The organism is Halomonas litopenaei, from assembly GCF_017303055.1.
GTDB lineage: Bacteria > Pseudomonadota > Gammaproteobacteria > Pseudomonadales > Halomonadaceae > Halomonas > Halomonas litopenaei_A.
On the sequence record NZ_JAEKJT010000001.1, the window covers coordinates 432,336 to 453,834 of the forward strand.

Genomic DNA, 21,499 nt, shown 5'->3' on the forward strand with positions numbered 1-21,499 from the left:
TCGGCCTGAGCAAGCCGTCGCGTGAGTTGGCATTGATCCCGTGATGGTCATCACTTCAGTTGGATCGAACAGAACACCTCATGGGCCTTAACGTGAGTTTGAAAGTAGTCGTGACCGCCGTATTCTTTCCACTGATGGGGGGGTACGCCGCTTAACCATCGCATTAGCTGCCGTTTCCAGCGCCTTTCAAGCCCTGGCTTGCCTCCAAGATCATGCATGGAGTGCAATGCCAGGGCTTTTTGTTTCTGGGTTTCCAGGTCTAGCCGTGTGCTCATTAGCCGCCATTCGCCAAGTCTGGATGTTGCCATCTGGGTGGGCCATACGCCGGCAGCGGCGTGAGCCGGGCCTCTTGGGAACCCTCGGGTGCTCTTTAGGTGGTTGGCATACAGCAACATCGTCTCTGGCGAGTGGTCGCTTTCTTGCATAGCGGCAAGAAGGTGTTCGGTGGCGGCTATGTGATCCGCGTGAGGGTCCAGCTCAGAGTGCGGTGTGATAACGGTGGTGGGTTTTATCTGGTCGAGCAGGGCGATTAGGTCCCGCTGCAGGCAGTGCCCTGTGTTAGTTGTCTGGCCATCGCTCGGTAGTGCCAAATGATTCCATTGGCGAAAGGTGTCCGGTGTGACATCTCCCGCGCTGTAAGAAGGCTGTGGAACGTCGGGGTCTGCATAAAGTGCAGCCAACGTGTCATTGAAGTAGCCAAGCATCACTAGCTGCTGAGCCTGGACGCCTGCCAGAAGAGGCGTTGTAGCGCTGTTCCAGGTCCGGATGAAGCCCTTGCGTCGTGACGCTTCCTCGAGACGGTCATCCATGCTGGGCCAGTACTGCTTTTCGAGCTTCTTGAGCCTCTCACCGGGGGTAAGGGTCACAATCCACGTATTCTGGGGGTGTTTGGCGTAGAGACCGAAGGCGGCAAGCTCTGCGTCATCGGGGTGGGGCGCGACGATAAGGATCGGACCACTATCAAGATCAGGGTGCTTGAACCCTAGCATCCTTGCTTGGGTTTCCAAGCGCAGGTGCGAGAGATCAAACCGTATGTCCTCTAGGCTGCTTATGCCGGTGAGGTTGATCAGGCGACTGCCAGCCTCGTTCGGCTCAAGATACTGTGTGAAGCCAGCGGTACCGGCCTGGTGAGTTGTTACCGCGGGGAGTTTCCAGCGCGAACTCGCGCGATAGCTGACCTCTAACATCCATGTGGTGCTGCTGATGTTCGGTAAGCCCTGTTGAGCCTGTCGTCCTGTGCTGTCTACTGTCAGGTGCCCGTCGCTGTCGATCGTGGCCGTATATTCCCAGTCAGGTGTCAGGGGGAGTTGGTGGTCACGTTGATGGGGCATAGAGCACATCCGTTGTCTCAGGGGCCAATGCTACAAGATCGCTGATGATCCTTGGGGCTTCAAACGCTTTTACCATCGAGTTGTCGATCGTTACCGGATCCGTTACTGCCTCGCGCATCTTATCGGCGAGAGCCTCGACGGTTGGCGCGGCAAGTAAGCGCGCCTGAGGTCCGGCCAGTACCTCGCCAATACCCCCTGGCACATCGCAGGCAACGCATTGGGTGCCCAGCGCCAAGGCTTCTATCAGCACAATGCCCAGGCCTTCAAAGTTGGAACTCAGCACAAGGGCGGTCGCATCCTTCATCCACGGGTAGGGGTTGTCCTTTTGGCCAAGGAAATGCACCTTGGCGGCGAGCCCCAGTGCCATCACCTGGGCTTCCAAGTGTCGGCGTTCGGAGCCATCACCAATGATGACGAGGTCGTGCTCAAGGCCCTGGTTCACGGCCAGGTGGTAGGCCGCAATCAGGCGCTGTTGGTTCTTCACCGGTACCAGGCGCGCGACGTGTAGCAGATAGGGTTTGTGTAGGTGCAAGTCCTTATCGGCGGTGGCCATTCGCCTGATCGAGGGTATAGGGACCGCATTGTAAAGAATCTCGCCACGCAGCGGTGTGACGCCCTGGCGCTCCAGGTATTGACCTACTTCCTTCTCGACTCCGCGAGAGACAAACAGCAGCTTCTTATCCTGGTAGAGCGCTCGTGCCAGCCAGCGACCCTTTGCATTAGCGGGGAAGCGTCCGGTGACCGCTTCTACCACGCGCCAGGTGCGCTCATCGTCAAAGGCCCAGAGGTTCTCGAAGGCGCCCTGACCCCGTATCAGTATCAAGTCAAAGTGTCCATATGTGTCCTCCAGCTCACCAACGTAGCGCTGGAATTCCTGAGAGCAGCGCTTGCCCCGCCAGATAAAGCCAGACTGCTTGATAAGTGGGGTCAGTAGCAGCTTGTCGGCCAGATGACACAGTCGACCCAACCCCTTGCGGCTGGCTCTGTCCACGTCATGGTGGTGAGTCTGGAAGGGGGCATACGAGGGGAGAGCGCTGGCCCCTTTCAGCACCAGCAGGTGCGCCTCGTGTCCTGCGCTATCCAGCGCGGTCGCCAGGGTTTTGGTGGCCTGTTCGATACCGCCGATGCCCATACGTCGCAGCACTAGTAGAACGCGCTTTTTATCTGCCATCTTTCACCGCCTAGCCTGGTAGGGCTTTCCTTGTGTCAGAACCTATGCGGCTGGCCAGCCCAGACGTTTCGTTTGGCTCTCGCCACAAAGTGTTCCTACTGCAAAGTCTAGCAAGCCCGCAGGGGGGCGCGTCTCGGTGGACGGAGGTCTTCGCGTGTTTCAGCAAATTCACATATAGCGAGTCAGCGTTTGGTTGAAAGCGGTGGTGTAGCGGATGCTGGCAGTACCGCGAGCCGTGAGTGTTCGGCAGGAAGGCTCGATCACGCATAGTGATCTGTGTTCTCATTAGCCTCTTTTCGTTGGCAGGTGGACAAGGCGCCTTTCATGAGAACGCTGGTGGTAGTGAGATCGCTCAAGATGGGCGGTATGGAGAGGGTGGCCGTCAACCTGGCAGACGCCTTCCATGAGGCTGGCCATGAAAGCCATCTGGTCAGTTTTCGCAAGGTGAAACGACCCCTGGCTCCGGAGCACGAAGGTGTGACGGTGCACTATCTGCCACTGCAGCAGCGTAACCGCCTGACGCTGATTGGTTATGGTCTTGAGGTGATCGCTCGCTTGATTCTCAATCCGTTGCTGGGCAGGGCGCTGTTCCTGGGCAATGGGATCATGGGTGGTGTCGTGTTTCGCCACTGGCTGAAGCGTTTCGAGAAGCAGTACGGCAAGGTGGATCGCATCGTGTTTCGGGGCATCGGAACCTTCGAACTGGTGTGGAGTTTTAGCGACAAGCGGGCTCGCTACGTGTTGGAGAACATCTTTCACCTGAAAGGGACGAGCCGGCGCAGAATGCTGTTTGCACGCTGTCTGTATCACCGCCGGGACCTCGTCGCGGTGTCGGAAGGGGTGGCCGACAGCCTGCGTGAAGCGCAAGCGCTGTGGAAGTTTCGGCCTCGCTCCTTGACGGTGATTCCGAACCCTTGCCCCATTCGTGCCATTCGCAGGTCAATGCACGAGCACAATCCGCAGATACCGGAGCAACCCTACCTGCTGAATGTGGCCAGGCTGGTACCCGCCAAGGGCCATGACTTGCTGCTGCGTGCCTATGCCTTGTCAGAAACCCAGATGCCGCTGGTGCTGGTGGGCGATGGGCAGAAGCGTGAAGCGCTGGAATGCTTGGCGGAAGAACTGGGTATTGCTGAGCGGGTCATCTTTGCTGGTAACCAGCAGAATCCCTACCCGTGGATGCATCGGGCCAGACTTTTCGTATTGAGCTCTCGCTTTGAAGGTATGGGCATTGTGCTTTTCGAGGCGCTGGCTTGCGGAACGCCTGTGCTGTCAGTGGACTGCCCTGGCGGTGTGCGGCAGATTCTCAAGGGGGAGCTTGAGACTTGCCTGGTAGAGAGAGATGCTTCGTCACTGGCGGAGGGGATCAACCAGGCATTGGCGAGCCCGAAGCCGGCCATCCGCGATGCTTGGCTCCAGGACTTTATGCCGGAGAGAGTGGCAGCCGCCTTTATAGATAAGTGAGCGTCAGTGAATCAGAGAAGGTTTGGCGAGACACTGGTGCTGCATCGGAAGTGGTGGGAGAAGGCGTAAGCTTAAAGAGCAGCGGACTGTAGGGCAGGCATAGTAAAGCAAGCAATAGTAAAGGACCGAAAAGTAAGGGAACCAAGAAATGAGCGGAGCCACCGAAAAGTAGTACCGCAGATGCTACGGGCTGTCGTGGCTTTGGTCGCTCCCGAAGATCTTTAAGTAATCCGCCACACGGCTGGTAACTTCAGCCCGGTTGTCTTCCCCACGTAGCTTGCCCGCGGTGAGTGACGTCGCGATGGCGCGCCATTTGTGCTGCGCTTGTCGTGGCAGTCGGCGGACATGGGCATCTACCCACACCAGCGCTCCGGAGGGGGCAATAAGCAGGTTGTTGAAGTGCAGGTCGCGGTGCACAAAACCGGCTTCTGCCAGTTGGGCCACCTCCCGGCTGAACCGATCCAGAAAGTCAGCTCGTTGACTCGGTGTAAACGCCTCGAATGCATCGCCGCCAGATACCGCTCCTTCCACTCGTTCCATCAATAGCAGCGACGCGTTGCGATTGCCTGGGTTCAGGCTGATGCCCCATCCATGGCAGCGGGGTGTGGTCAGCCCGGCGTTGTCCAGAATACGCATGCTCAGGTATTCCTTTCGCGCGTCTGACTGGGCCAGCCAGCGTTTCTCGAGGTAGTCGCGGGTCAACCATTTGAAGGGCTCGAGCGTCTTCGAGAACTTGTCCGCTACCACCTTGGCTAGAATCCTGCCGTCCTCAGAGACGAAGAAGCGACTGGAGCCCACTGCCTCGAACGCTTCCGTCGTGGTTGTCTGGGACAGAGCAAGGCGCTCGGGCAGGCCCTGTGTATGAAACATCAGGTAGCGGCGGCGACGATCGTTAAAGGGAATATCCAGCAGTTGCATGGTGTTACGCCTGCTTGCTGACGTGCAGGGATTCGAACTTCGGCAGCACGTTCTCTTTCAGGAACTGCTGGTAGTGGCGGGGCTCGATTGTGACGGGAGCCGAGGCCATGCGGGCCATGGCATTGGCTAGCCCATCTTCATCCTCGCGGTCGATCAGAAAGTCGCTGAGTTCCTGGGTCAGGATCTCCTTTGGGCCGCTGGGGCAGTCAACGCTGATCACCGGCGTGTGCAACAACAGCGCTTCAATCAACACTCGTGGCAGCCCCTCGGCGTCAGAGGTCAGCACCATCGCCAGAGCGTGGCGAATAAAGGCGTAGGGGTTGGCGGTATACCCGAGCAGATGTACGTGTTCACCAAGGGATAATTCGTCGATCAGCGCCTTCACCGTCGCCTCGTTCTCCGGCTTGCCTTTGCCCAGCAGCACCAACGGCATGGTGAGCCCGTGTTCATCACGTGCCTTGCGGTAGGCCCGCAGCAGTCTGTCCTGGCGTTTCCGGGGCTCGATGGCCGCCACGGACAGCAGGTACTCCCCCTGGCGGATGCCTGCCGGTAGGGTCAGCGTCTCCGCCGCCATCTCGACAAACGGCTCGCGCTCGTATGGGTTATAGATGGGGATAATGGTCTCGGCCTTGAGGTCGACGACGTTCTCCAGGTTTTCCTTGACCCCCTGGGACACCGCAATGACCTTGCGACCGCCGTAGAAGCGTCTCACCTTGTCGAAGGCCTTCTCCCTGGCCTCTGGCTGGCTGAACTTGGCACTGACGTCGGACTTGATCCAGAAGTACAGGTTGTCCCAGTCCAGATGTCGCGTGATCTTGTCGCAGGAGCAGGAAATCACGACCTCTGGTCGCCAGGCGTCCAGGGCTTTGCCTATCTTGCGGGCCTGCCATTTCTCGGTCAGCGTGGTGGAGGTCGCCTTGGTAAAGCGCGTGACCACTGCCAGGTTTTCGATATCGAGGCCCGGCGGCAGGCGATGTTCCACCTTGTCGCGCAGCGTGAAGACCTTGACCGCATGGCCGCGCTGGCGCAGCTGGTCCGCCGTGTACAGCAGGGACTTCTGGGCACCGCCCCCATAAAGGTCTTCAATGACAAAGGCGATGCGCTGTGATTTCACGGTTGGCTCCTGCAACGGGTGGGTCTCGCGTGCTGATGTCGACGCGAATGCTAGCACATCTGAGTTGGAGCAGCTGAAGGCAAGGGCGCCTCAGATGCTGCTTTCATTCGAGTTCCAAGGCTGCCAAGAAGACATAGCACAGCGTACAATGTTGCCGACTACTTTTTAGGTGAGTGTATGAAGATTCTCGTTACTGGCGCTGCAGGGTTTATCGGGCACGCTGTGGTCAAGAAGTTGAGTGGGTTAGGACATGATCTTGTCGGCATTGACAACCTCAACGATTACTACGACGTAGCGCTCAAGGAGGCCCGCCTCAAGGACTTGAGCAACTGCACAGATTTCAGGTTCGAGAGGCTGGACATAGCGGATCGTGCTGGAGTGGCCGCGCTTTTTGAGCGAGAGGGCTTCCAGCGCGTGATTCACCTAGCGGCTCAAGCGGGGGTTCGCTACTCCTTGGAGAACCCGCATGCTTATGCCGATGCCAACCTTGTGGGGCATCTCAATATCCTGGAAGGATGCCGTCACAGCCGGGTAGAGCATCTGGTCTATGCCTCGTCCAGCTCGGTGTACGGTGCCAACGACAAGGTCCCCTTTGCGACTGACGACGATGTGGACCATCCCATCAGCCTGTATGCGGCCACCAAGAAGGCCAACGAGCTGATGTCCCACACCTATTCCCACCTGTATGACCTGCCGACCACCGGGCTGCGGTTCTTTACCGTCTATGGCCCCTGGGGGCGTCCCGACATGGCCCTGTTCAAGTTCACGCGGGCGGTGCTAAACGGCGAAGCCATGGAGGTCTACAACCACGGCCAGATGTCTCGCGACTTTACCTATATTGACGATATCGTCGAGGGGATCGTGCGCGTGCTGGAGGTGGTGCCGACGCCAAGAGGTAGCACCGAGGTCACTACGGACACCGCGTCTGCGCCCTACGCCCTGTACAACATCGGTCACGGTAGCCCGGTATCACTCATGGACTTTGTGCGCGCCATCGAGAAGGCGACGGGCAAGCAGGCCATCTGTGATTACAAGGACATGCAGCCGGGCGACGTGCCCCGTACCTGGGCGGATACCGATGCCCTCTATCAGGCTACAGGGTATAAGCCCCGGGTGCAGGTAGAAGAGGGCGTACGTCACTTCGTTGAGTGGTATCGCGACTTCTATCGCGTTTAGGGAAAGACTGCAGAAACGCCGGCGCTGATGATGCCCTACGTTGCTGGAGGCTCGATCGCTTCACCTATTAGGCATATTCCCCGGGAGCTTAAGTTTAAGGGGCTTTGGTCTCTTGGGGTCGGCACGGGGGAAGGGGCCTGGCGTGGCGCCCGGTTTACTGGTGCCTGCCGAGCTAGTTGCCGTGACGACACCGCTAGGGATGTCTCCCCATTGATGTAGGCCTGGCTTTTGCTGTGCCAAATCTATGCCGAGGTTGCTATCCTTGGCCGATCAACCAAGCAGTGAGTGAGTAGCAAGGAATGAAGATCACCATTTTTGGCACCGGTTACGTGGGACTGGTCACAGGGACCTGCCTGGCAGACGTCGGCCACGATGTCGTGTGCATGGACGTGGACGAAAACAAGATCGCTCGCTTGGAAGGTGGTGAGATTCCCATTTTCGAGCCAGGCCTCGAGCCGATGGTCAAGGCCAACGTGGCGGCGGGGCGACTGGTCTTTACGACAGATGCCAAGACGGCAGTGGACCACGGCACCCTGCAATTTATCGCTGTCGGCACGCCGCCGGACGAAGACGGCAGTGCGGATCTTCAGTATGTGCTGGCGGTGGCCAAGACCATCGGTGAGCATATGCAGGATGACAAGGTGGTGGTGGACAAATCCACCGTACCGGTCGGCACCGCCGACAAGGTCAAGGCCATGGTGCAGTCCCAGCTCGATGCCCGCGGCGTGGCGTTAAACGTGGACGTGTGTTCCAACCCCGAGTTTCTGAAGGAAGGCGCCGCTGTCGAGGATTTCTCCCACGGGGCACGTATCGTGGTGGGTACGGATTCCGACAAGGTCAAGCAGCTGATGCGGGAATGCTACTCCCCGTATATCCGCCTGCAGGAAAAGCTGATGTTTATGGACGTGCGCGCGGCGGAGCTGACCAAGTACGCCGCCAATGCCATGTTGGCCACCAAGATCAGCTTTATGAACGAGATCGCCAACCTGGCAGAGCGCCTGGGAGCGGACGTGGAGCAGGTGCGCCGTGGTATCGGCAGCGACCCGCGCATTGGCTACCACTTTATCTACCCCGGCTGTGGCTACGGCGGTTCCTGCTTCCCCAAGGATGTACAGGCTCTGGAGCGCACCGCCCGTGAGGTCAGCTACCAGGCCGAGCTGCTTGGCGCGGTCGAGGCGGTTAATAACCGCCAGAAGCAGACGCTATTTACCAAACTGGCCAATGCCTTTGATGGGGATCTAACGGGGCGCACCATCGCCGTGTGGGGGCTTTCCTTCAAGCCCAACACCGACGATATGCGTGATGCGCCTAGCCGCACCCTGATGGAGGCCCTGTGGCAAGCCGGTGCCAAGGTCCAGGCGTATGATCCTGAAGCCATGCGTGAAGCCCGCCGCATCTACGGCGAGCGTGAAGACCTGATGCTGGCGGGGGACCGTATCCAGGCAGTGAAAGGCGCGGACGCCCTGGTGATCTGCACCGAGTGGAAGGAGTTTCGCTCCGTGGACTTCAGCTGGTTGAAGGAACAGCTGGCAATGCCAGTATTGATCGATGGCCGCAACCTTTACGACCCGGATATCGTGCGCCAGGCTGGATTGATGTACTTCGCAGTAGGGCGGGGCGACTCGCTGGTTGAGGCGAGTTGAGGCGAGTTTAGATTGGCTGAGGCAAGTAAGATGGCTGAGGTTGGCCTGAGGCTGGTCGCGGCATAGCAGCCCCCTGACCTTGCTCCCATAAACCGTCCGAGCCAGATAAAAAACCGCCCCGCAGGCCAAGCCTGCGGGGCGGTTTTCGTTGATGGTGCTGCGGGCCCCTTAACTTAATTGCCTCTTGGCTTATGAGCCTGTCAGCCGCGCTGCTGGGAGGCCTTGCGCACGGTGCCGGCAAACTCTGCAATAAAGGCGGCCATCACGGCCAGCATGCCACCCAACACAATCGCCAGTGCCAAGATCAAGGCCTTGCTGATGCCCACCGGCTCACGGCCCTGGGCTGCGACGCGCTGAATGTGGCCTTCCGCCAAATAAGTCAGTTCCTGCTCCACGTTGAAGCGCTTGTCCGTGTAGCTGGCGACCAACTCAGCGGCGCTTTCCAACGTAGAGTTCTGGGCAGCTTCAAGACTGGCGTTGGTGGTTTCCAACTGCTGCTCCAGGGTGGCGCGGCGCTTTTCAAGCAGGCGGTCCTGGTCGGCTTTTACCTCATCGAGTACCGCCTGGTGGTATTCCTTCACCAGGTCTGCATTGGCTTCGTCGGTCTCGGAAGAAATGGTAAGGAAGGCCACATTGTCCGGCGCTTCAGCCTCGGTCTCGAATCCGAGTCTTTCGATGCCGTTCTCTTCGATCAGGCGGTTCGACACCACATCGAAGTAGTAGTTGTCGATTCTTGCCACAACGCTTTGGGGGCTTTCCAGTGTACCCACGCCAGATCCGTTATGCGGCTGGCGCTCGGCTACGTTGTAGATGGACACATAGCGATAGGTGTCGGTCTTGCTCAGGGCGAACGCTAGCGCTGCCAGCACGACGACCAGAAAGATCACCGCCATCATCTTCCAACGGCGAACCAGGATGAGCGCGATATCTACCAGGGATATCTCATCATCCGCAGGCGGCCTGGGGAAGTAGTGCTCTGGGGGCTGGGTGGGGGTGTTGGTCATTGCCGTGTGGTCCTTGCTGGTACATCGCTGTGAAAAGCGTGACGGATGGCGAAGTGTCATGCTTCCTACCTGGCTTTTGGATTGCTCGACCCATCAGGCGGAAGTTAGTAGCTGAGGATACAGAAGCCGCCGTCCGGCGCAAGCGCGTTGACGACTAAGTAAAGGTATAACGCAGGTTTGAGGAGCAGGGGGAGAGTCGTACGCGGCGAGCCAGATGGGAGCCATCTCGTACAAAGCGTCGCATCGTCTCACTCGTTCTCTAGCTTGTTCCAGCGCTACGCGACTGTCATATGGCGTTCAGTTATATTTCGTACCTGTGCGAGACCCTGTGCTTTCAACCCTGCTGCCGTGGGCCCCACCGCTTGTTTTGCCGCTTAGCCCCAATGGGCCTGCGCGCAGCAGTCGTGCGATGCTGGCGGCATCGGTAGGGCGGTGGTAGTAGTAGCCTTGCAGCAGGTCGCATCGCATCTCCTGTAGCAGGGCTTCCTGTTCGGCGGTCTCGACGCCTTCGGCGATGACTTCAAGGCCCAGGCGGTGGCCAAGGAAAATACTGGCTTCCATGATGGCGCGGTCTTTGGGGTCCTGGGTGCACTCGGCCACGAAGGTGCGGTCGATCTTCAGTGCAGTGACGGGCAGGAACTTCAGGTAGCTCATGGAAGAGAAGCCTGTCCCGAAGTCATCGATGGCGATCTTGTAGCCCTGGTCATACAGGCAGCGCAGGCTATCCAGTACGCTCTGGCCGGCCTCGATCAACACGTTCTCGGTCAGTTCGATACCAATATCCTTGGGGCCGAGCCCGTAGCTCTCGACGCAACGGGAGCACTCCTCGAACATGCCCGGCATCATCGCGTGCCTGCCCGAGATATTGATGTCGACCCTGACCCGCCTTAGCCCTTGCTGACGCCAGCGCTGTTGCTGCTGGCAGGCGTGATGCAGCACCCAGTCTTCCAGTCGCGTGATCAGCTCGCTGCGTTCGGCCACCGGAATGAATTCCCCGGGGGAGATAAACTCGCCTTCCGCGGTGGTCCAGCGCAGCAGCGCTTCCATGGAGTCGATGTAGCCGCTGCTTGCGGACACCTGGGGCTGATAGGCCAGGCTTAGCTCGCCCTCCTTGTCAGCCTTGCCATCCTGGTCGAGCAGGCGCTGCAGGCTCGCGGCGATCCTGTGCTGGCGCACCATGGCAGCGTGAGCCTCAGGGCTGAAGAAGCGGTAGGTGTTGCGGCCTTCCTGCTTGGCCCTGGTCTTGGCCGCATCGGCGTTACCGACCAGTTCCTGTACCGCGCTGCCATTGTCGGGATAGAGGCTGAGCCCGACCGATGCATTGATGCGCAGCTCCCGGTTCTGGATGCGCATGGGCCTGGCGATGCTCTCAAGAAGCCGGTCGGCCACCTGGGTGGCGTCATTGGCCACATCGACCCGCGGCATGGCCAGCACGAATTCATCGGTGCCAAAGCGTGCCAGCAGGTCGTGGCTGCGTCGAAAGGACTTTAGCTGCCGGGCCGCTTCCTTGATGACCTTGTCCCCGTATTCGTAGCCGTGGGTGTCGTTGATCTCGTTGAAGCGATCCAGATCGATAAACAGGATCAACAGGCTGTCATCATGTAGCCGGCATTCTTCGAGCATACCCGCCAGGTCATGTTCGAAGGCGTGGCGGTTGGGCAGCCCCGTCAAACGGTCAAAGCGGGTCATGTAGTCCAGGTCGCGGCGGGCCTGGCGTTCGCCTGCCAGGTCGATGTCGATACAGAACATCAGCGGGTTGTCGCTGCCCTGGGCAAGCATCACGTGGTGGGAAAAGACCGGCACGGTGGCGCCGGAGCGATGCTTCAGTTCCAGTTCTTCCGGGGGGATTTCGGTGCCGTGGCAGACCCACGCCTGATGAGCGTCGATAACCGCAGGCACCATGGCATCGGGAATCAACAGCTCTTCCAGCCGGCGGCCAAGGGCTTCCTGCTCGCTGTAGCCATACAGTGCCTGACTGGCGCTGTTCCAGTAGATGACCCGACGATCACGATCGTACCCCTGCACGGCCACTCGCGAGAGACTCATCAGCAGCTCGCGGAAACGCCATTCACTGAGCGTCAGTGATGGAAGCGCCGGCGCCTCGGCTTCGCTCTGGCTAAGCCGCTGATCGCTAGCCTGTTTGCGACTGTCCTGCTTGGCGCGAGGATAGGGTGGAAGTCTGTCACCGATGTGCAATGGCGTCATACCCCTGTGCGGTCAATCACGACGTAGTAGTGGAAGAGAGTGGCTGAAGAGATTGCGTCGAACTGCACACGTTGTAATGGACATGCATATGTAGCAAGTGTCGTACAGAACGTCCCGAAGCGCGACCTAAGACGGTATCAGGAACATGAAAAGTGAGTTTTACCATGCCGACGGCATGGGTGGCGATACCAGCAAAGCGGTAGGGTTTTAGTCTCCGGTTTTGCGTACAAACCGGCATTTGACCGGCTTCAAGGGCCTCCACATGATCCTCGTTGTTGCGTAAGCAACATCCATGAAATGCGCGTGAATGCGCATAAAAACGAGGAAAATGTCATGAAATCAATCAAAGAGATGAACGTCGGCCGCCATCTGGCGCTGGTGGAGGACGCCGGTGCGATACAAGAATGGTATGAAACACCTGCTCCTGGCTATTGGGAGTCATCGGTCCACGAGGGAGTGGCTTCTCAGTCCTGGAGCAAGACGACGCTGGCGCGGATTGATCTGGCTGCGTGGCAAGCCTTCGTGGCGGATCTACCCCGCGACCCCTACGTCAACCAGCGTTGGAAGCGGATGTCCTGGCTGCACCTGAACGATAGCGGTGAGGTCGAGACACTGGGTGAATGCCCCATGGCCCAGGGAGGTCGCTTCAATGATGCGGCCAGCATGGCTGATCGCCTGCGTTACTACGAGCCGCTGCTGCCGGCCTTTACCGAGCGTGAGGACGTGAAGGCCTTCGTCAAGGCGTGGGCAGAGCTGTGGGAGTTGCCGGCCAGGTCACCCATCCTGATGCAGATTACCGGGGTGAGAGGGGATGGCTGCGTCGACCCGCTGCAGGGGCAGGGAATCCACGCCGACGGCTGCAAGTACCTGAGTATCGTGGTGCTCAGCCGTGACAACGTCGAGGGCGCGGTTAACACCCTGTACCTGGACAAGGCCGGACAGCAGGAGGTGGGCCGTATCACCCTGGCCCCGGGTGAGATACTGCACTTGCGCGATGATCAGCTGTTCCACAGCGTGGACAGCATCCGCCAGTGTCGCGAGGACGCCCCGTTCGAGCGCTTCATCATTATCATCAACGCCTGCTTTGTGGACGAGTTCCAGAACCGCATGCTGCGCAGGCACTTTCCCGACGCCACCCTCAACGTGGCGGTACACGACAGCTAAGCGATCTGTTCGCCCAAGCCGATGCGGTTGGCTGCACTCACGCCTTTGCCTGAGCGTTAGCCGTTTGGCACCGGCGGGCGGCAACCACTCAAGGAGGTAGCCCCTGACGTCATCGCCGACGGGCCTGTGCCCGTCGGCGATGATCCTGTGGGTGATAGCCCACTTTGAAGTCTTTCAGCAGAGGCTCAGCGAGCTTGAATCGCCTGCTCGAGCCTGGCCAGGCGGCCCGGCTCCAGGGCGTCGGCCACTGCGGTGATGCGCAGCACGTGCCCCAGCGCCGGGTGCGCGGGTCGCGCGATCAGCTTGCCCTCATTCAACAGGTCGGCGTGAACCTGGCGCGCCGTGTCGGCGTCGGCCAGGCGTATTCCAATGAAGTTGGTGCCGCTTTCCAGTACGTCGGCCCCCAGTGCCTTGAAGTGTTCTGCGAGGCGGTGACGACGCTCCAGCACCGCCTGGATGTGCGCGTCGGTCTCATTTTGGTGGTCGAGCACCACCTCGGCGGCGGCCAGACTCAAGGTGGACACCGCATAGTGGATGCGCACCTTCATCAGCATCGCCAGGGTGTCAGGGTCGGCGATGGCGTAGCCGACCCGCAGGCCCGCCAGGCCGTGGGCCTTGGACAGCGTCCTGCACCGAATCACCCCCGGCAGGGCGCGGGTAAAGGCGGGTTCTGCCGCATCATCCCGAAAGTCATGGTAGGCCTCGTCGAGCAGCAGCCAGCAGTCCTTGGGTAGCTCTGCTCGCAGCCGTTCGACTTCCGCCACGGGGTGGACGTGGCCTGTGGGGTTGTCAGGGTTGGCCAGGTACACCAGGCGAGCCTGATGCCGGTGGGCGGCCTCTATCAGCACATCGATGTCCGGTGCCAGGGCGTCGGCGGTTTCGTGATAGTCGACTTCCACCAGCCGACACCCCTGGCCCTGGGCGAAGTAGCCAAAGGTGGGGTAGGTCCCGGCGGAGCTGACCACGGTAGTGCCGGTTGGCGCGGTGGCCCGCAGTACCAGCGCCAGCAGGCTGTCGCAGCCGGCATCTACCAGCAGGGTATCCAGCTCGAAGCCATGCAGGCGGCACAGGCGTTCACGCACGGCCAGGGCTTCCGCGTCGCCATAGCAGTAAACGTGTTCGGCCATGGCGTCGCCGAAGGCGTCACGCAGGGCGCGATGTGGCATGTCGAGCCCTTCGTTGGAGCCGAGGCGATGAGGGATCTCCTTGCCGATCCGGCGCTTGAGCACCCAGATGCCTGGGAAGGGGTTATCCGGTCCCGGGGTGTAGAGGTGATCAGCGAAGGCGGGGGTGTCGGAGGCCATAACGTATCCTGTAGAGGTTCCTGTGGTCGGTGACAATAAGCTTTTGAAGCAATGAGCTTTTGAGGCAATAAACGTGGGTGCTTGAAAGCCGAAAATCCAAGAGCCGGGCATTTAAGAGCCGGGTAGCTAATGTATCAACCAGGTCGTCAATGATCCTGGGCGGCTGTCCATGGCACGACCTTGTGTCGGTTAAGCAGTCCCAACGGGTCGAGGCTGCGCTTTAGCGTCGCCATCAGCGCCAGTTCTTCAGGGCTGCGCGAGATCGATAGCCAGTCGCGCTTTTCCAGGCCGATGCCGTGTTCGGCCGAGATCGAGCCTTGCCGGTCGGCCAGGGGGCGGTACAGGCACGCTTCCACACCGTGGCGGGTCTCGGCATCGTTGCTGCCGACGCCCACGGACAAGTGCAGGTTGCCGTCGCCCAGGTGGCCGAACACCGCCAGCCGCGCCTGGGGCCAGCGTGCGGTCAGCGCCGACTCGACCTCATCCACGTAGTCCTGCATGGCGGAGATGGGCAGGCTGATATCGAAGGCCATCAGCGGGGACAGCGCCTCCACCAGGCCTTCGATGTCATCGCGAATCGCCCACAGCCGCTCCCGCTGGGTGTCGGACTGGGCGATCACCGCATCACTGGCCCAGCCCTGTTCGAAGGCGCTTTCCAGCGCGCTCTCAAACTGTGCCTGGTGGTGCGGCCCATCGCCGGACAGGGATTCCACCAGCGCGTAGTAGGGCGCGTCCAGCTCCAGCGGGGCGCTATGGCGGCCATTGGCGGTGATCAGCGTTAGATGATTGCGCCACATCGCCTCGAAGGCCGCCAGGCCGCCGCCCAGTCGGTCTCGTAGGTGTGCCAGCAGGGCGGTCATGGAGGCGAAATCCGGACAGGCAATCAGCGCAGTGCGGGCATCCGACAGCGCCGGCTGCAGGCGAAGCACGGCGCGAGTGACGACGCCCAGGGTACCCTCACTGCCGATAAACAGCTGCTTGAGATCGTAGCCCGCGTTGTTCTTGAGCATCGGGCTCATGGCGCTGATGACCTGACCGTCTGCCAGCACGGCCTCGAGCCCCAGCACCTGCTGGCGCATCATGCCGTAGCGGATGACCCGGTTGCCTCCCGCATTGGTGGCGATGTTACCGCCAATGGTGCAGCTGCCGCGGGCCCCCAGGTCGAGGGGGAACTGCATGCCAACCTCTCTGGCCGCCTCCTGCACCTGCTGCAGCGGTACGCCCGCCTGCACGGTGATGGTCCCGGCCAGTGGGTCCAGGTCCTCGATGCGGGTCAGCCGTTCCAGCGACAGCACCAGCTCGTCCGGTTCTGCCTCGGCGCCGTGAACCAGGCCGGTCAGCCCGCCGTGGGTGACGACGGGCTGGCGCACCTGGTGGCACAGCGTCAGTACCTCAGCCACCTCCTGCGGCGTGCCGGGCCGGACGATGGCAGCAGCCCGGCAGGCTGCGCCGCTCAACCAGTCCACCTGGCGGCGGGCCACGTCCTCGCCGGTCAGGACCTGATTGTCGCCGAGCCGCTCTCTCAAGGTGGCGAGCAGTGCGTTTCTATCCTCGGCGGACGCGCCCACCGAGGAGGACGCTGGGGACGAAGGCGACGCAGAGGCCGAAGAAGCGGTTAAGAAAGAGCCGGAGAGAGGAGATGTCGCTTCCGTCATGATGAATAGGCCTCCTGCTGGCTGCCGCTACTTCCTTCGTTATGGCCTTCGCTCTTTTGTTCGCTCTTTCTTTCGCTCTTTTGTTCGATAGGACTGTCGTGACGGCTCCCGTGTTCGCTCTTGCGTCCAGGGATCGCTGCCAGCAGTTCCTTGGTGTACTCCTCCTTGGGGGTCAGGAAGACCTCCGAGGCGGTGCCCTGTTCGACGATGCGGCCGTGCTGCATGACGATGATCCGATCGCAGATTTGCGCCGCCACGCGCAGGTCGTGGGTAATGAACAGCAGCGACAGCGAGAAGCGCTGCTTGAGATCCTCCAGCAGTTCGAGCACCTGAGCCTGGATGGACACGTCGAGGGCAGACACCGCCTCGTCGGCCACGATCAGCTCGGGATCCAGCGCCAGGGCCCTTGCGATACCGATGCGCTGGCGCTGGCCGCCGGAGAACTCGTGGGGGTAGCGGTCTGCGCTGCCGCCGAGCCCGACCAGTTCCAGCAGTTCGTCGGCCTTGCTCAGGGCATCGGCCTTGGGGAAACCGTTGGCGATGGGCCCCTGGGCGATCGCCATGCCCACCCGAGTGCGCGGGTTGAGGGAGGCATAAGGGTCCTGAAACACCATCTGTATCCGGTGGCGCTGTTGGCGCAGAGCGTCGCCACTTAGCGCCGACAGGTCTTCGCCTCCAATTAGGATTTCGCCACTGTCAGGACGTTCCAGCCGGACGATGCAGCGTCCCAGGGTCGACTTGCCGGACCCGGACTCACCGACGATGCCGATGGTTTCCCCTCGGGACAGGGTAAAGCTGACGTCGTCCAGGGCGCGCACTTCCCGAGACGGCTTGAATAAGCCCCCGCGAGAGCGGAAGACCCGATTCAGCTGTCGCACCTCCAGCATGGGCGCCGGTGGTTGCGACTCGCGCCGGGGTGGGGCAGCGTCGGCGGGTATGGCCTCGATCAGCGCTCGGGTGTAGTCATGCTGCGGATGGTCGAGGACGTCGTCTCGGCGGCCCAGCTCGACGATGTGTCCCTGACGCATGACACAGACGCGATTGGCGATCTCGGCCACGACGCCAAAGTCATGGGTGATGAACATGACTGCCATGCCGCGTCGCTGCTGCAGCTCCGCGATCAGCGAGAGAATTTGTGCCTGGGTGGTCACATCCAGGGCCGTGGTGGGCTCGTCGGCGATCAGCAGCCGCGGCTCCAGTGCCAGCGCCATGGCGATCATCACGCGCTGGCGCTGGCCACCGGACAGCTCGAAGGGGTAGGCACGTATGGCGCGCTCCGGCTGGGGCAGGCCGACTTCCTTCAGCAGCTCCAGGGCTCGGGCCTGGCGCTGCGCGGGTTTCAGCTCTCCGTGGGCCTCGAACACTTCGGCGATCTGGTCGCCGATCCGCATCAGCGGGTTGAGCGCGGTCATCGGCTCCTGAAAGATCATGCCGATCTGCTTGCCGCGCAGGGCCCTGTGACGCTTGTCGTCCAGGCTCAAGAGGTCGATGCCTTCGAACAGGATGCGCCCTGCGGTGGCACGCACGCCCTTGGGCAACAGCCCCATGATGGTATTGGCCGCCATGGACTTGCCCGAGCCGGATTCCCCCACCACGCAGAGGATTTCGCCGGGGCTGACGTCGTAGCTGAGGTCTTCGACCGCATAGTCGCGGTCGGCCCCTTGGGGCAGGGCAACGCTGAGGCCTTCGATGCGCAGAATAGGCGCCGTGCTGTGGTCGTTGTTGGTCGCCATGGTTCAGCGCTCCCGAGCCAGTTTGGGGTTGAGGGCGTCGTCCAGTCCCTCGCCCACCAGGTTGAGGGCGAGCACCGTGAGCAGGATCGCCAGGCCAGGGAAGAACGATAGCCACCAGGCCTGGCGAATCACCGTGCGTGCGGCGCCGATCATGTAGCCCCAGGACATCACGTTGGGATCCCCGAGACCGAGGAAGGACAGCGACGACTCCAGCAGGATCGCGGTGGCGACCATCAAGGACGCCAGCACGATGATGGGCGACAGGGTGTTGGGCAGGATCTGGCGCAGCATGATCTGCAGGTTGCTCTGGCCGACCAGGCGCGCGGCCTCCACGTATTCGCGCTGGCGCAGGGACATGAATTCCGCGCGTACCAGGCGCGCCACCGGTGGCCAGCTGACGATGGCAATGGCCAGCACGATGGAGGTCACGCTGGGCTGCATGATCGCCACCAGGACGATGGCCAGGGCAAAGTTGGGAATGGTCTGGAAGAACTCGGTGAAGCGCATCAGCGCATCGTCGACCCAGCCACCGTAGTAGCCGGCAATGGCGCCCAGGGGCACGCCGATGGCCAGGGCAACCGCGGTGGAGACCAGGCCGATCAACAGCGACACCCAGGCACCGTGCATCAGCCCGGCGGCAACATTGCGTCCCATGGTATCGGTGCCGAGCCAGAAGCCTTCCTGGGCCATGGGCGGCAGAAACGGACGCTGGACCATGCGCCAGGGTGATTCCGGAAACAGTAGCGGGGCGAGTACCGCCATCAGGATGATCGCCCACAGGATCAGCAGGCCCACCAGGGCGCCTCGGTTCTGGGCAAAACGGGCAAAGAACGTCATGCGGCAGCCCCCTTGATACGTGGATCCGCCAGGCGATAGACGAGATCAGTAAGGATGTTGAACAGGATCACCAGGGCGGCAGAAAAGAAGAAGATGCCCAACAGCAGGTTGTAGTCGCGTTGCATCAGTGCCTCGTACATCAGGCGGCCGATACCGGGCCAGGCGAACACGGTCTCGGTGAGGATCGCGCCGCCGACCATCTGTCCGGCCTGTAGCCCGGCCAGGGTGATGATCGGCAGCAGTGCGTTACGCAGGATGTGACGACGCTGGATAACCCGCGGCGCCAGGCCCTTGGCCCGGGCGGTCTTGACGAAGTCCTGCTGGGCGGCGTCGAGCATCGAGGCCCGGGTCATGCGGGTGTAGATGGCCATGAAGAACAGGCCCAGCGTGGTGGCTGGCAGGACCAGGTGCTTGGCCACGTCCAGGGCGTAGGCCAGCCCCTCCAGATTGGCACCTACGGTGAACATGCCGTAGGCGGGCAGCCAGTCCAGGTACACCGAGAACAGCACCACCGCCATCAGCGCTACCCAGAACAGCGGTGTGGCGTAGAACAGCAGCGCCAGGGCCATGATCAAGGAGCCCGAGGCCTTCTTGACCCGCATGGCGGCCATGGAGCCGGCCAGGATACCGAGGCCCAGCGACAGCACAAAGGCGGTGCCGGTGAGCAGCAGGGTGGCTGGCAGGCGATCCATAATCAGATCCAGTACCGGCATCTGCTGGCGATAGGAGTAACCGAAGTCCAGGGTCAGGATGCCGGACACGTAGTGCCACAGCTGGACGTACATGGGCTGGTCCAGGCCGAAGCGCTCGCGCAGCTGGGCGATGAAGGCCTCGTCCGCGGCGCCGGCTTCACCCGCGAGGATGGCGGCGGGGTCGCCGGGAGCGAGCTGGATCAGCACGAAGTTGAACACGACGATCATCAGCAGCACGACGGCTGCCTTGATCAGGCGCGACACAATAAGTCGGGCGTAAAGCATGATGGGTTCTCGCGCAGTCATTCGGGGCCGCGGGCGACCCCGTCATCTGGTCGGGAATCTGGCCAATCACCGGGCCGACAAGCAGGTCGTCGGCCCGGTGGGGGTATCGGTTGGCGATCCGTCGGCGATCAGTCGGCGATCCAGGCGTCCTTGAAGCCGTCATTGACGCCCACCGCCGATGTCACCAGGTCATTGACGTTGCAGCGGTAGATGGTGGGGAAGCCGAGCTCGAGCAGCCAGCCCAGGGGAGCGTCCTCCAGCAGGATGCGTTGCACTTCGTGGTAGAGGCGCTCGCGCTCGCTGTCCGGGTAGGCGGTGGCGGCGCTGTTGAACAGCTCATCGACCTCGGGGTTCTGGTAGCCTTCCACGTTGTTCCAGGGCGAGCCTTTTTCGGCGTTGGTCGACAGGTAGGTGCGCGAGATGCCGAGCGCCGGATCGCCGTACTGATACAGGTAGGTGAAGGCCAGGTCGTAGTCGCGCTCGCCCAGGCGCTGGTTCCAGCCACCGACGTCGGTCGCCTCGGTGCGCACATTGATGCCGACTTCCTTGAGGTTCTGCTGAACGGCTTCGGCCCAGCGATTCCAGGTCTCGCCGTAGGGCAGCGGCAGCAGGGTGATCTCTTCGCCGTCGTAGCCCATCTCATCCAGCAGCTGCTCGGCCTTGTCGGGGTCGTAGGCGTAGCCGTCGAGATCCGGGTCATTGAACTTGGCGTTGGAGCCAAAGGGGCCTGCCGGCACTTCGCCCATACCGTTCCACAGCACGTCACGGGCGAACTCGCGGTCCATGGCGTACATCACTGCCTGGCGGAAGCGCTTGTCGGCGGTCGGTCCTTCGCGGTTGTTCATCCACAGCATGGCGAAGGGACTGAAGTACTCGTGGCCCTTGTCCGTCACGCAGGTGTTGTCCATGGCGGTCAGACGGGGCACGTCGAAGTTCTCTACCGTTCCGTAGGGCAGCACGTCCACGGTGCCGTTCTCGTAGGCGACCGCACGGGAGGCGCCGTCGGGAATGATGTGCCAGTTGATCCCGTCCAGGTAGGGCAGGCCCTCTTCATAGTAGTCGTCGAAGCGGGTGAGCTTGATCACGGTGCCACGGTCCCAGCTGTCGAACTGGAAGGGGCCGGTGCCGATGGGGTGATTGTTGGCGTCGTTATTGCGGAAGTCGGTGCCCGCGTAGATGTGCTCCGGCACCATGGTGAAGGTGCCTGCCTCGAAGGAGATCAGGAAGGGGCCGAAGGGTTTCTTGAGGGTGAACACCACGGTGTGCTCGTCGGTCGCCTCGATGCTCTCCACGTGCTCCAGCACGGCGCGGGCACTGGGATTGAGCTCCCGGTGGAAGACGTCGGCAGAGAACACCACATCGTCTGCGGTGAAGGCCTCGCCGTCATGCCACTTGGCGTTTTCCTGCAGGTAGAAGGTGTAGGTCAGGCCGTCTTCGCTTACGTCCCAGCGTTTGGCCAGCTGCGGCATCGGCTCCATATCGGTGGAGTAGCGCAGCAACCCCTCGTAGATGTTCCCCGCCACGGTGCGCGTGGGCGCGTTCTGGATCATGCCCAGCACCAGGCCGGGGGGCTCCGGCTGAATGATGGTGTCGATGACACCACCGCGCTGGGGCTGTGCCGACGAGCTGTCGGTAGTGTCCTGAGCCAGGGCCGAGGAGGCGGGCAGGGTAGCGGCCAGTCCCAGAGACACCAGCGTCGATGTGATGAGGGGAACGGCGAAGCGGCGAGACGTCGCAGACATGGGGCACCTTTTTTTGGCAGTTGTTATGAGTGACTGTTGTCAGTGGCTGTTCTAGAACCTA

At 61.4% G+C, this 21,499-nt stretch carries 16 protein-coding genes; 4 read left to right on the forward strand and 12 right to left on the reverse strand.

Features of this window, described 5'->3' with window-relative positions; all coding sequences use genetic code 11:
* Nucleotides 1–50: 50 nt before the first annotated feature.
* Both JF545_RS01955 and JF545_RS01960 read right to left on the reverse strand, forming a co-directional pair.
* A complete protein-coding gene (locus JF545_RS01955) occupies nt 51–1,331 on the reverse strand; it encodes a PIG-L deacetylase family protein (RefSeq protein ID WP_206938014.1) in 1,281 nt (426 codons plus the stop codon).
* Entirely contained in the window at nt 1,315–2,502 is a 1,188-nt protein-coding gene (locus JF545_RS01960; protein ID WP_206938016.1) for a glycosyltransferase, read from the reverse strand. Before JF545_RS01960 ends, JF545_RS01955 begins: the two co-directional genes overlap by 17 nt.
* A 324-nt stretch (nt 2,503–2,826) precedes the next feature.
* Between JF545_RS01960 and JF545_RS01965 the strand changes: the two genes are divergently transcribed.
* Nucleotides 2,827–3,966 carry a glycosyltransferase gene (locus tag JF545_RS01965; RefSeq protein ID WP_206938018.1) on the forward strand — a complete coding sequence of 380 codons (1,140 nt, stop codon included), beginning with the start codon at nt 2,827–2,829 and terminating at the stop codon, nt 3,964–3,966.
* A gap of 183 nt (nt 3,967–4,149) precedes the next feature.
* Here the strand turns inward: JF545_RS01965 and JF545_RS01970 are convergent, their stop codons facing one another.
* Both JF545_RS01970 and JF545_RS01975 read right to left on the reverse strand, forming a co-directional pair.
* Complete coding sequence (locus JF545_RS01970; protein WP_206938019.1) at nt 4,150–4,884, reverse strand: lipopolysaccharide kinase InaA family protein; 735 nt, start codon at nt 4,882–4,884, stop codon at nt 4,150–4,152.
* Nucleotides 4,885–4,888: 4 nt separating this feature from the next.
* Nucleotides 4,889–5,998, reverse strand: a complete 1,110-nt coding sequence (locus tag JF545_RS01975) for a glycosyltransferase (RefSeq protein ID WP_206938021.1) — start codon at nt 5,996–5,998, stop codon at nt 4,889–4,891.
* A gap of 177 nt (nt 5,999–6,175) precedes the next feature.
* Between JF545_RS01975 and JF545_RS01980 the strand changes: the two genes are divergently transcribed.
* Both JF545_RS01980 and JF545_RS01985 read left to right on the forward strand, forming a co-directional pair.
* Complete coding sequence (locus JF545_RS01980) at nt 6,176–7,174, forward strand: NAD-dependent epimerase (protein WP_206938023.1); 999 nt, start codon at nt 6,176–6,178, stop codon at nt 7,172–7,174.
* A 299-nt stretch (nt 7,175–7,473) separates the two neighbouring features.
* Nucleotides 7,474–8,817: a UDP-glucose dehydrogenase family protein gene (locus JF545_RS01985; protein ID WP_206938025.1), complete on the forward strand. Its 1,344-nt coding sequence runs from the start codon at nt 7,474–7,476 to the stop codon at nt 8,815–8,817.
* Nucleotides 8,818–9,017: 200 nt separating this feature from the next.
* Here JF545_RS01985 and JF545_RS01990 read toward each other — a convergent pair whose 3' ends face one another.
* Entirely contained in the window at nt 9,018–9,821 is an 804-nt protein-coding gene (locus JF545_RS01990; protein WP_206938027.1) for a lipopolysaccharide biosynthesis protein, read from the reverse strand.
* 297 nt (nt 9,822–10,118) lie between these two features.
* Entirely contained in the window at nt 10,119–12,026 is a 1,908-nt protein-coding gene (locus JF545_RS01995) for a putative bifunctional diguanylate cyclase/phosphodiesterase (protein ID WP_206938028.1), read from the reverse strand.
* A 333-nt stretch (nt 12,027–12,359) separates the two neighbouring features.
* Here JF545_RS01995 and JF545_RS02000 point away from each other — a divergent pair, with 333 nt between their 5' ends.
* Nucleotides 12,360–13,190 carry a 2OG-Fe dioxygenase family protein gene (locus JF545_RS02000; RefSeq protein ID WP_242520561.1) on the forward strand — a complete coding sequence of 277 codons (831 nt, stop codon included), beginning with the start codon at nt 12,360–12,362 and terminating at the stop codon, nt 13,188–13,190.
* A 185-nt stretch (nt 13,191–13,375) separates the two neighbouring features.
* Here JF545_RS02000 and JF545_RS02005 read toward each other — a convergent pair whose 3' ends face one another.
* The 6 genes from JF545_RS02005 to JF545_RS02030 all read right to left on the reverse strand — a co-directional run bounded on the left by JF545_RS02005 (nt 13,376) and on the right by JF545_RS02030 (nt 21,438).
* A complete protein-coding gene (locus JF545_RS02005; protein WP_206938037.1) occupies nt 13,376–14,494 on the reverse strand; it encodes a pyridoxal phosphate-dependent aminotransferase in 1,119 nt (372 codons plus the stop codon).
* A gap of 146 nt (nt 14,495–14,640) precedes the next feature.
* Complete coding sequence (locus JF545_RS02010; protein WP_206938046.1) at nt 14,641–16,149, reverse strand: FAD-binding oxidoreductase; 1,509 nt, start codon at nt 16,147–16,149, stop codon at nt 14,641–14,643.
* A complete protein-coding gene (locus tag JF545_RS02015; RefSeq protein ID WP_206938048.1) occupies nt 16,146–17,882 on the reverse strand; it encodes an ABC transporter ATP-binding protein in 1,737 nt (578 codons plus the stop codon). The genes JF545_RS02010 and JF545_RS02015 overlap by 4 nt, the downstream gene beginning before the upstream one ends.
* Before the next feature lie 3 nt (nt 17,883–17,885).
* Entirely contained in the window at nt 17,886–18,719 is an 834-nt protein-coding gene (locus tag JF545_RS02020) for an ABC transporter permease (RefSeq protein ID WP_206938050.1), read from the reverse strand.
* On the reverse strand, nt 18,716–19,696 hold the full coding sequence (locus JF545_RS02025) for an ABC transporter permease (protein ID WP_206938052.1): 981 nt from the start codon (nt 19,694–19,696) through the stop codon (nt 18,716–18,718). The genes JF545_RS02020 and JF545_RS02025 overlap by 4 nt, the downstream gene beginning before the upstream one ends.
* 128 nt (nt 19,697–19,824) lie before the next feature.
* On the reverse strand, nt 19,825–21,438 hold the full coding sequence (locus JF545_RS02030; RefSeq protein WP_206938055.1) for an ABC transporter substrate-binding protein: 1,614 nt from the start codon (nt 21,436–21,438) through the stop codon (nt 19,825–19,827).
* Nucleotides 21,439–21,499 lie beyond the last annotated feature (61 nt).

Bases quoted from the DNA above. Each gene is read 5' to 3' on its own strand.
- JF545_RS02000 (WP_242520561.1), top strand. From the start codon at position 12,360: ATGAAATCAATCAAAGAGATGAACGTCGGCCGCCATCTGGCGCTGGTG.
- JF545_RS02025 (WP_206938052.1), bottom strand. From the start codon at position 19,696: ATGCTTTACGCCCGACTTATTGTGTCGCGCCTGATCAAGGCAGCCGTC.
- JF545_RS02005 (WP_206938037.1), bottom strand. From the start codon at position 14,494: ATGGCCTCCGACACCCCCGCCTTCGCTGATCACCTCTACACCCCGGGA.
- JF545_RS01990 (WP_206938027.1), bottom strand. From the start codon at position 9,821: ATGACCAACACCCCCACCCAGCCCCCAGAGCACTACTTCCCCAGGCCG.
- JF545_RS02030 (WP_206938055.1), bottom strand. From the start codon at position 21,438: ATGTCTGCGACGTCTCGCCGCTTCGCCGTTCCCCTCATCACATCGACG.
- JF545_RS01980 (WP_206938023.1), top strand. From the start codon at position 6,176: ATGAAGATTCTCGTTACTGGCGCTGCAGGGTTTATCGGGCACGCTGTG.
- JF545_RS01955 (WP_206938014.1), bottom strand. From the start codon at position 1,331: ATGCCCCATCAACGTGACCACCAACTCCCCCTGACACCTGACTGGGAA.
- JF545_RS01970 (WP_206938019.1), bottom strand. From the start codon at position 4,884: ATGCAACTGCTGGATATTCCCTTTAACGATCGTCGCCGCCGCTACCTG.
- JF545_RS01985 (WP_206938025.1), top strand. From the start codon at position 7,474: ATGAAGATCACCATTTTTGGCACCGGTTACGTGGGACTGGTCACAGGG.
- JF545_RS02015 (WP_206938048.1), bottom strand. From the start codon at position 17,882: ATGGCGACCAACAACGACCACAGCACGGCGCCTATTCTGCGCATCGAA.
- JF545_RS02010 (WP_206938046.1), bottom strand. From the start codon at position 16,149: ATGACGGAAGCGACATCTCCTCTCTCCGGCTCTTTCTTAACCGCTTCT.
- JF545_RS01960 (WP_206938016.1), bottom strand. From the start codon at position 2,502: ATGGCAGATAAAAAGCGCGTTCTACTAGTGCTGCGACGTATGGGCATC.
- JF545_RS01995 (WP_206938028.1), bottom strand. From the start codon at position 12,026: ATGACGCCATTGCACATCGGTGACAGACTTCCACCCTATCCTCGCGCC.
- JF545_RS02020 (WP_206938050.1), bottom strand. From the start codon at position 18,719: ATGACGTTCTTTGCCCGTTTTGCCCAGAACCGAGGCGCCCTGGTGGGC.
- JF545_RS01965 (WP_206938018.1), top strand. From the start codon at position 2,827: ATGAGAACGCTGGTGGTAGTGAGATCGCTCAAGATGGGCGGTATGGAG.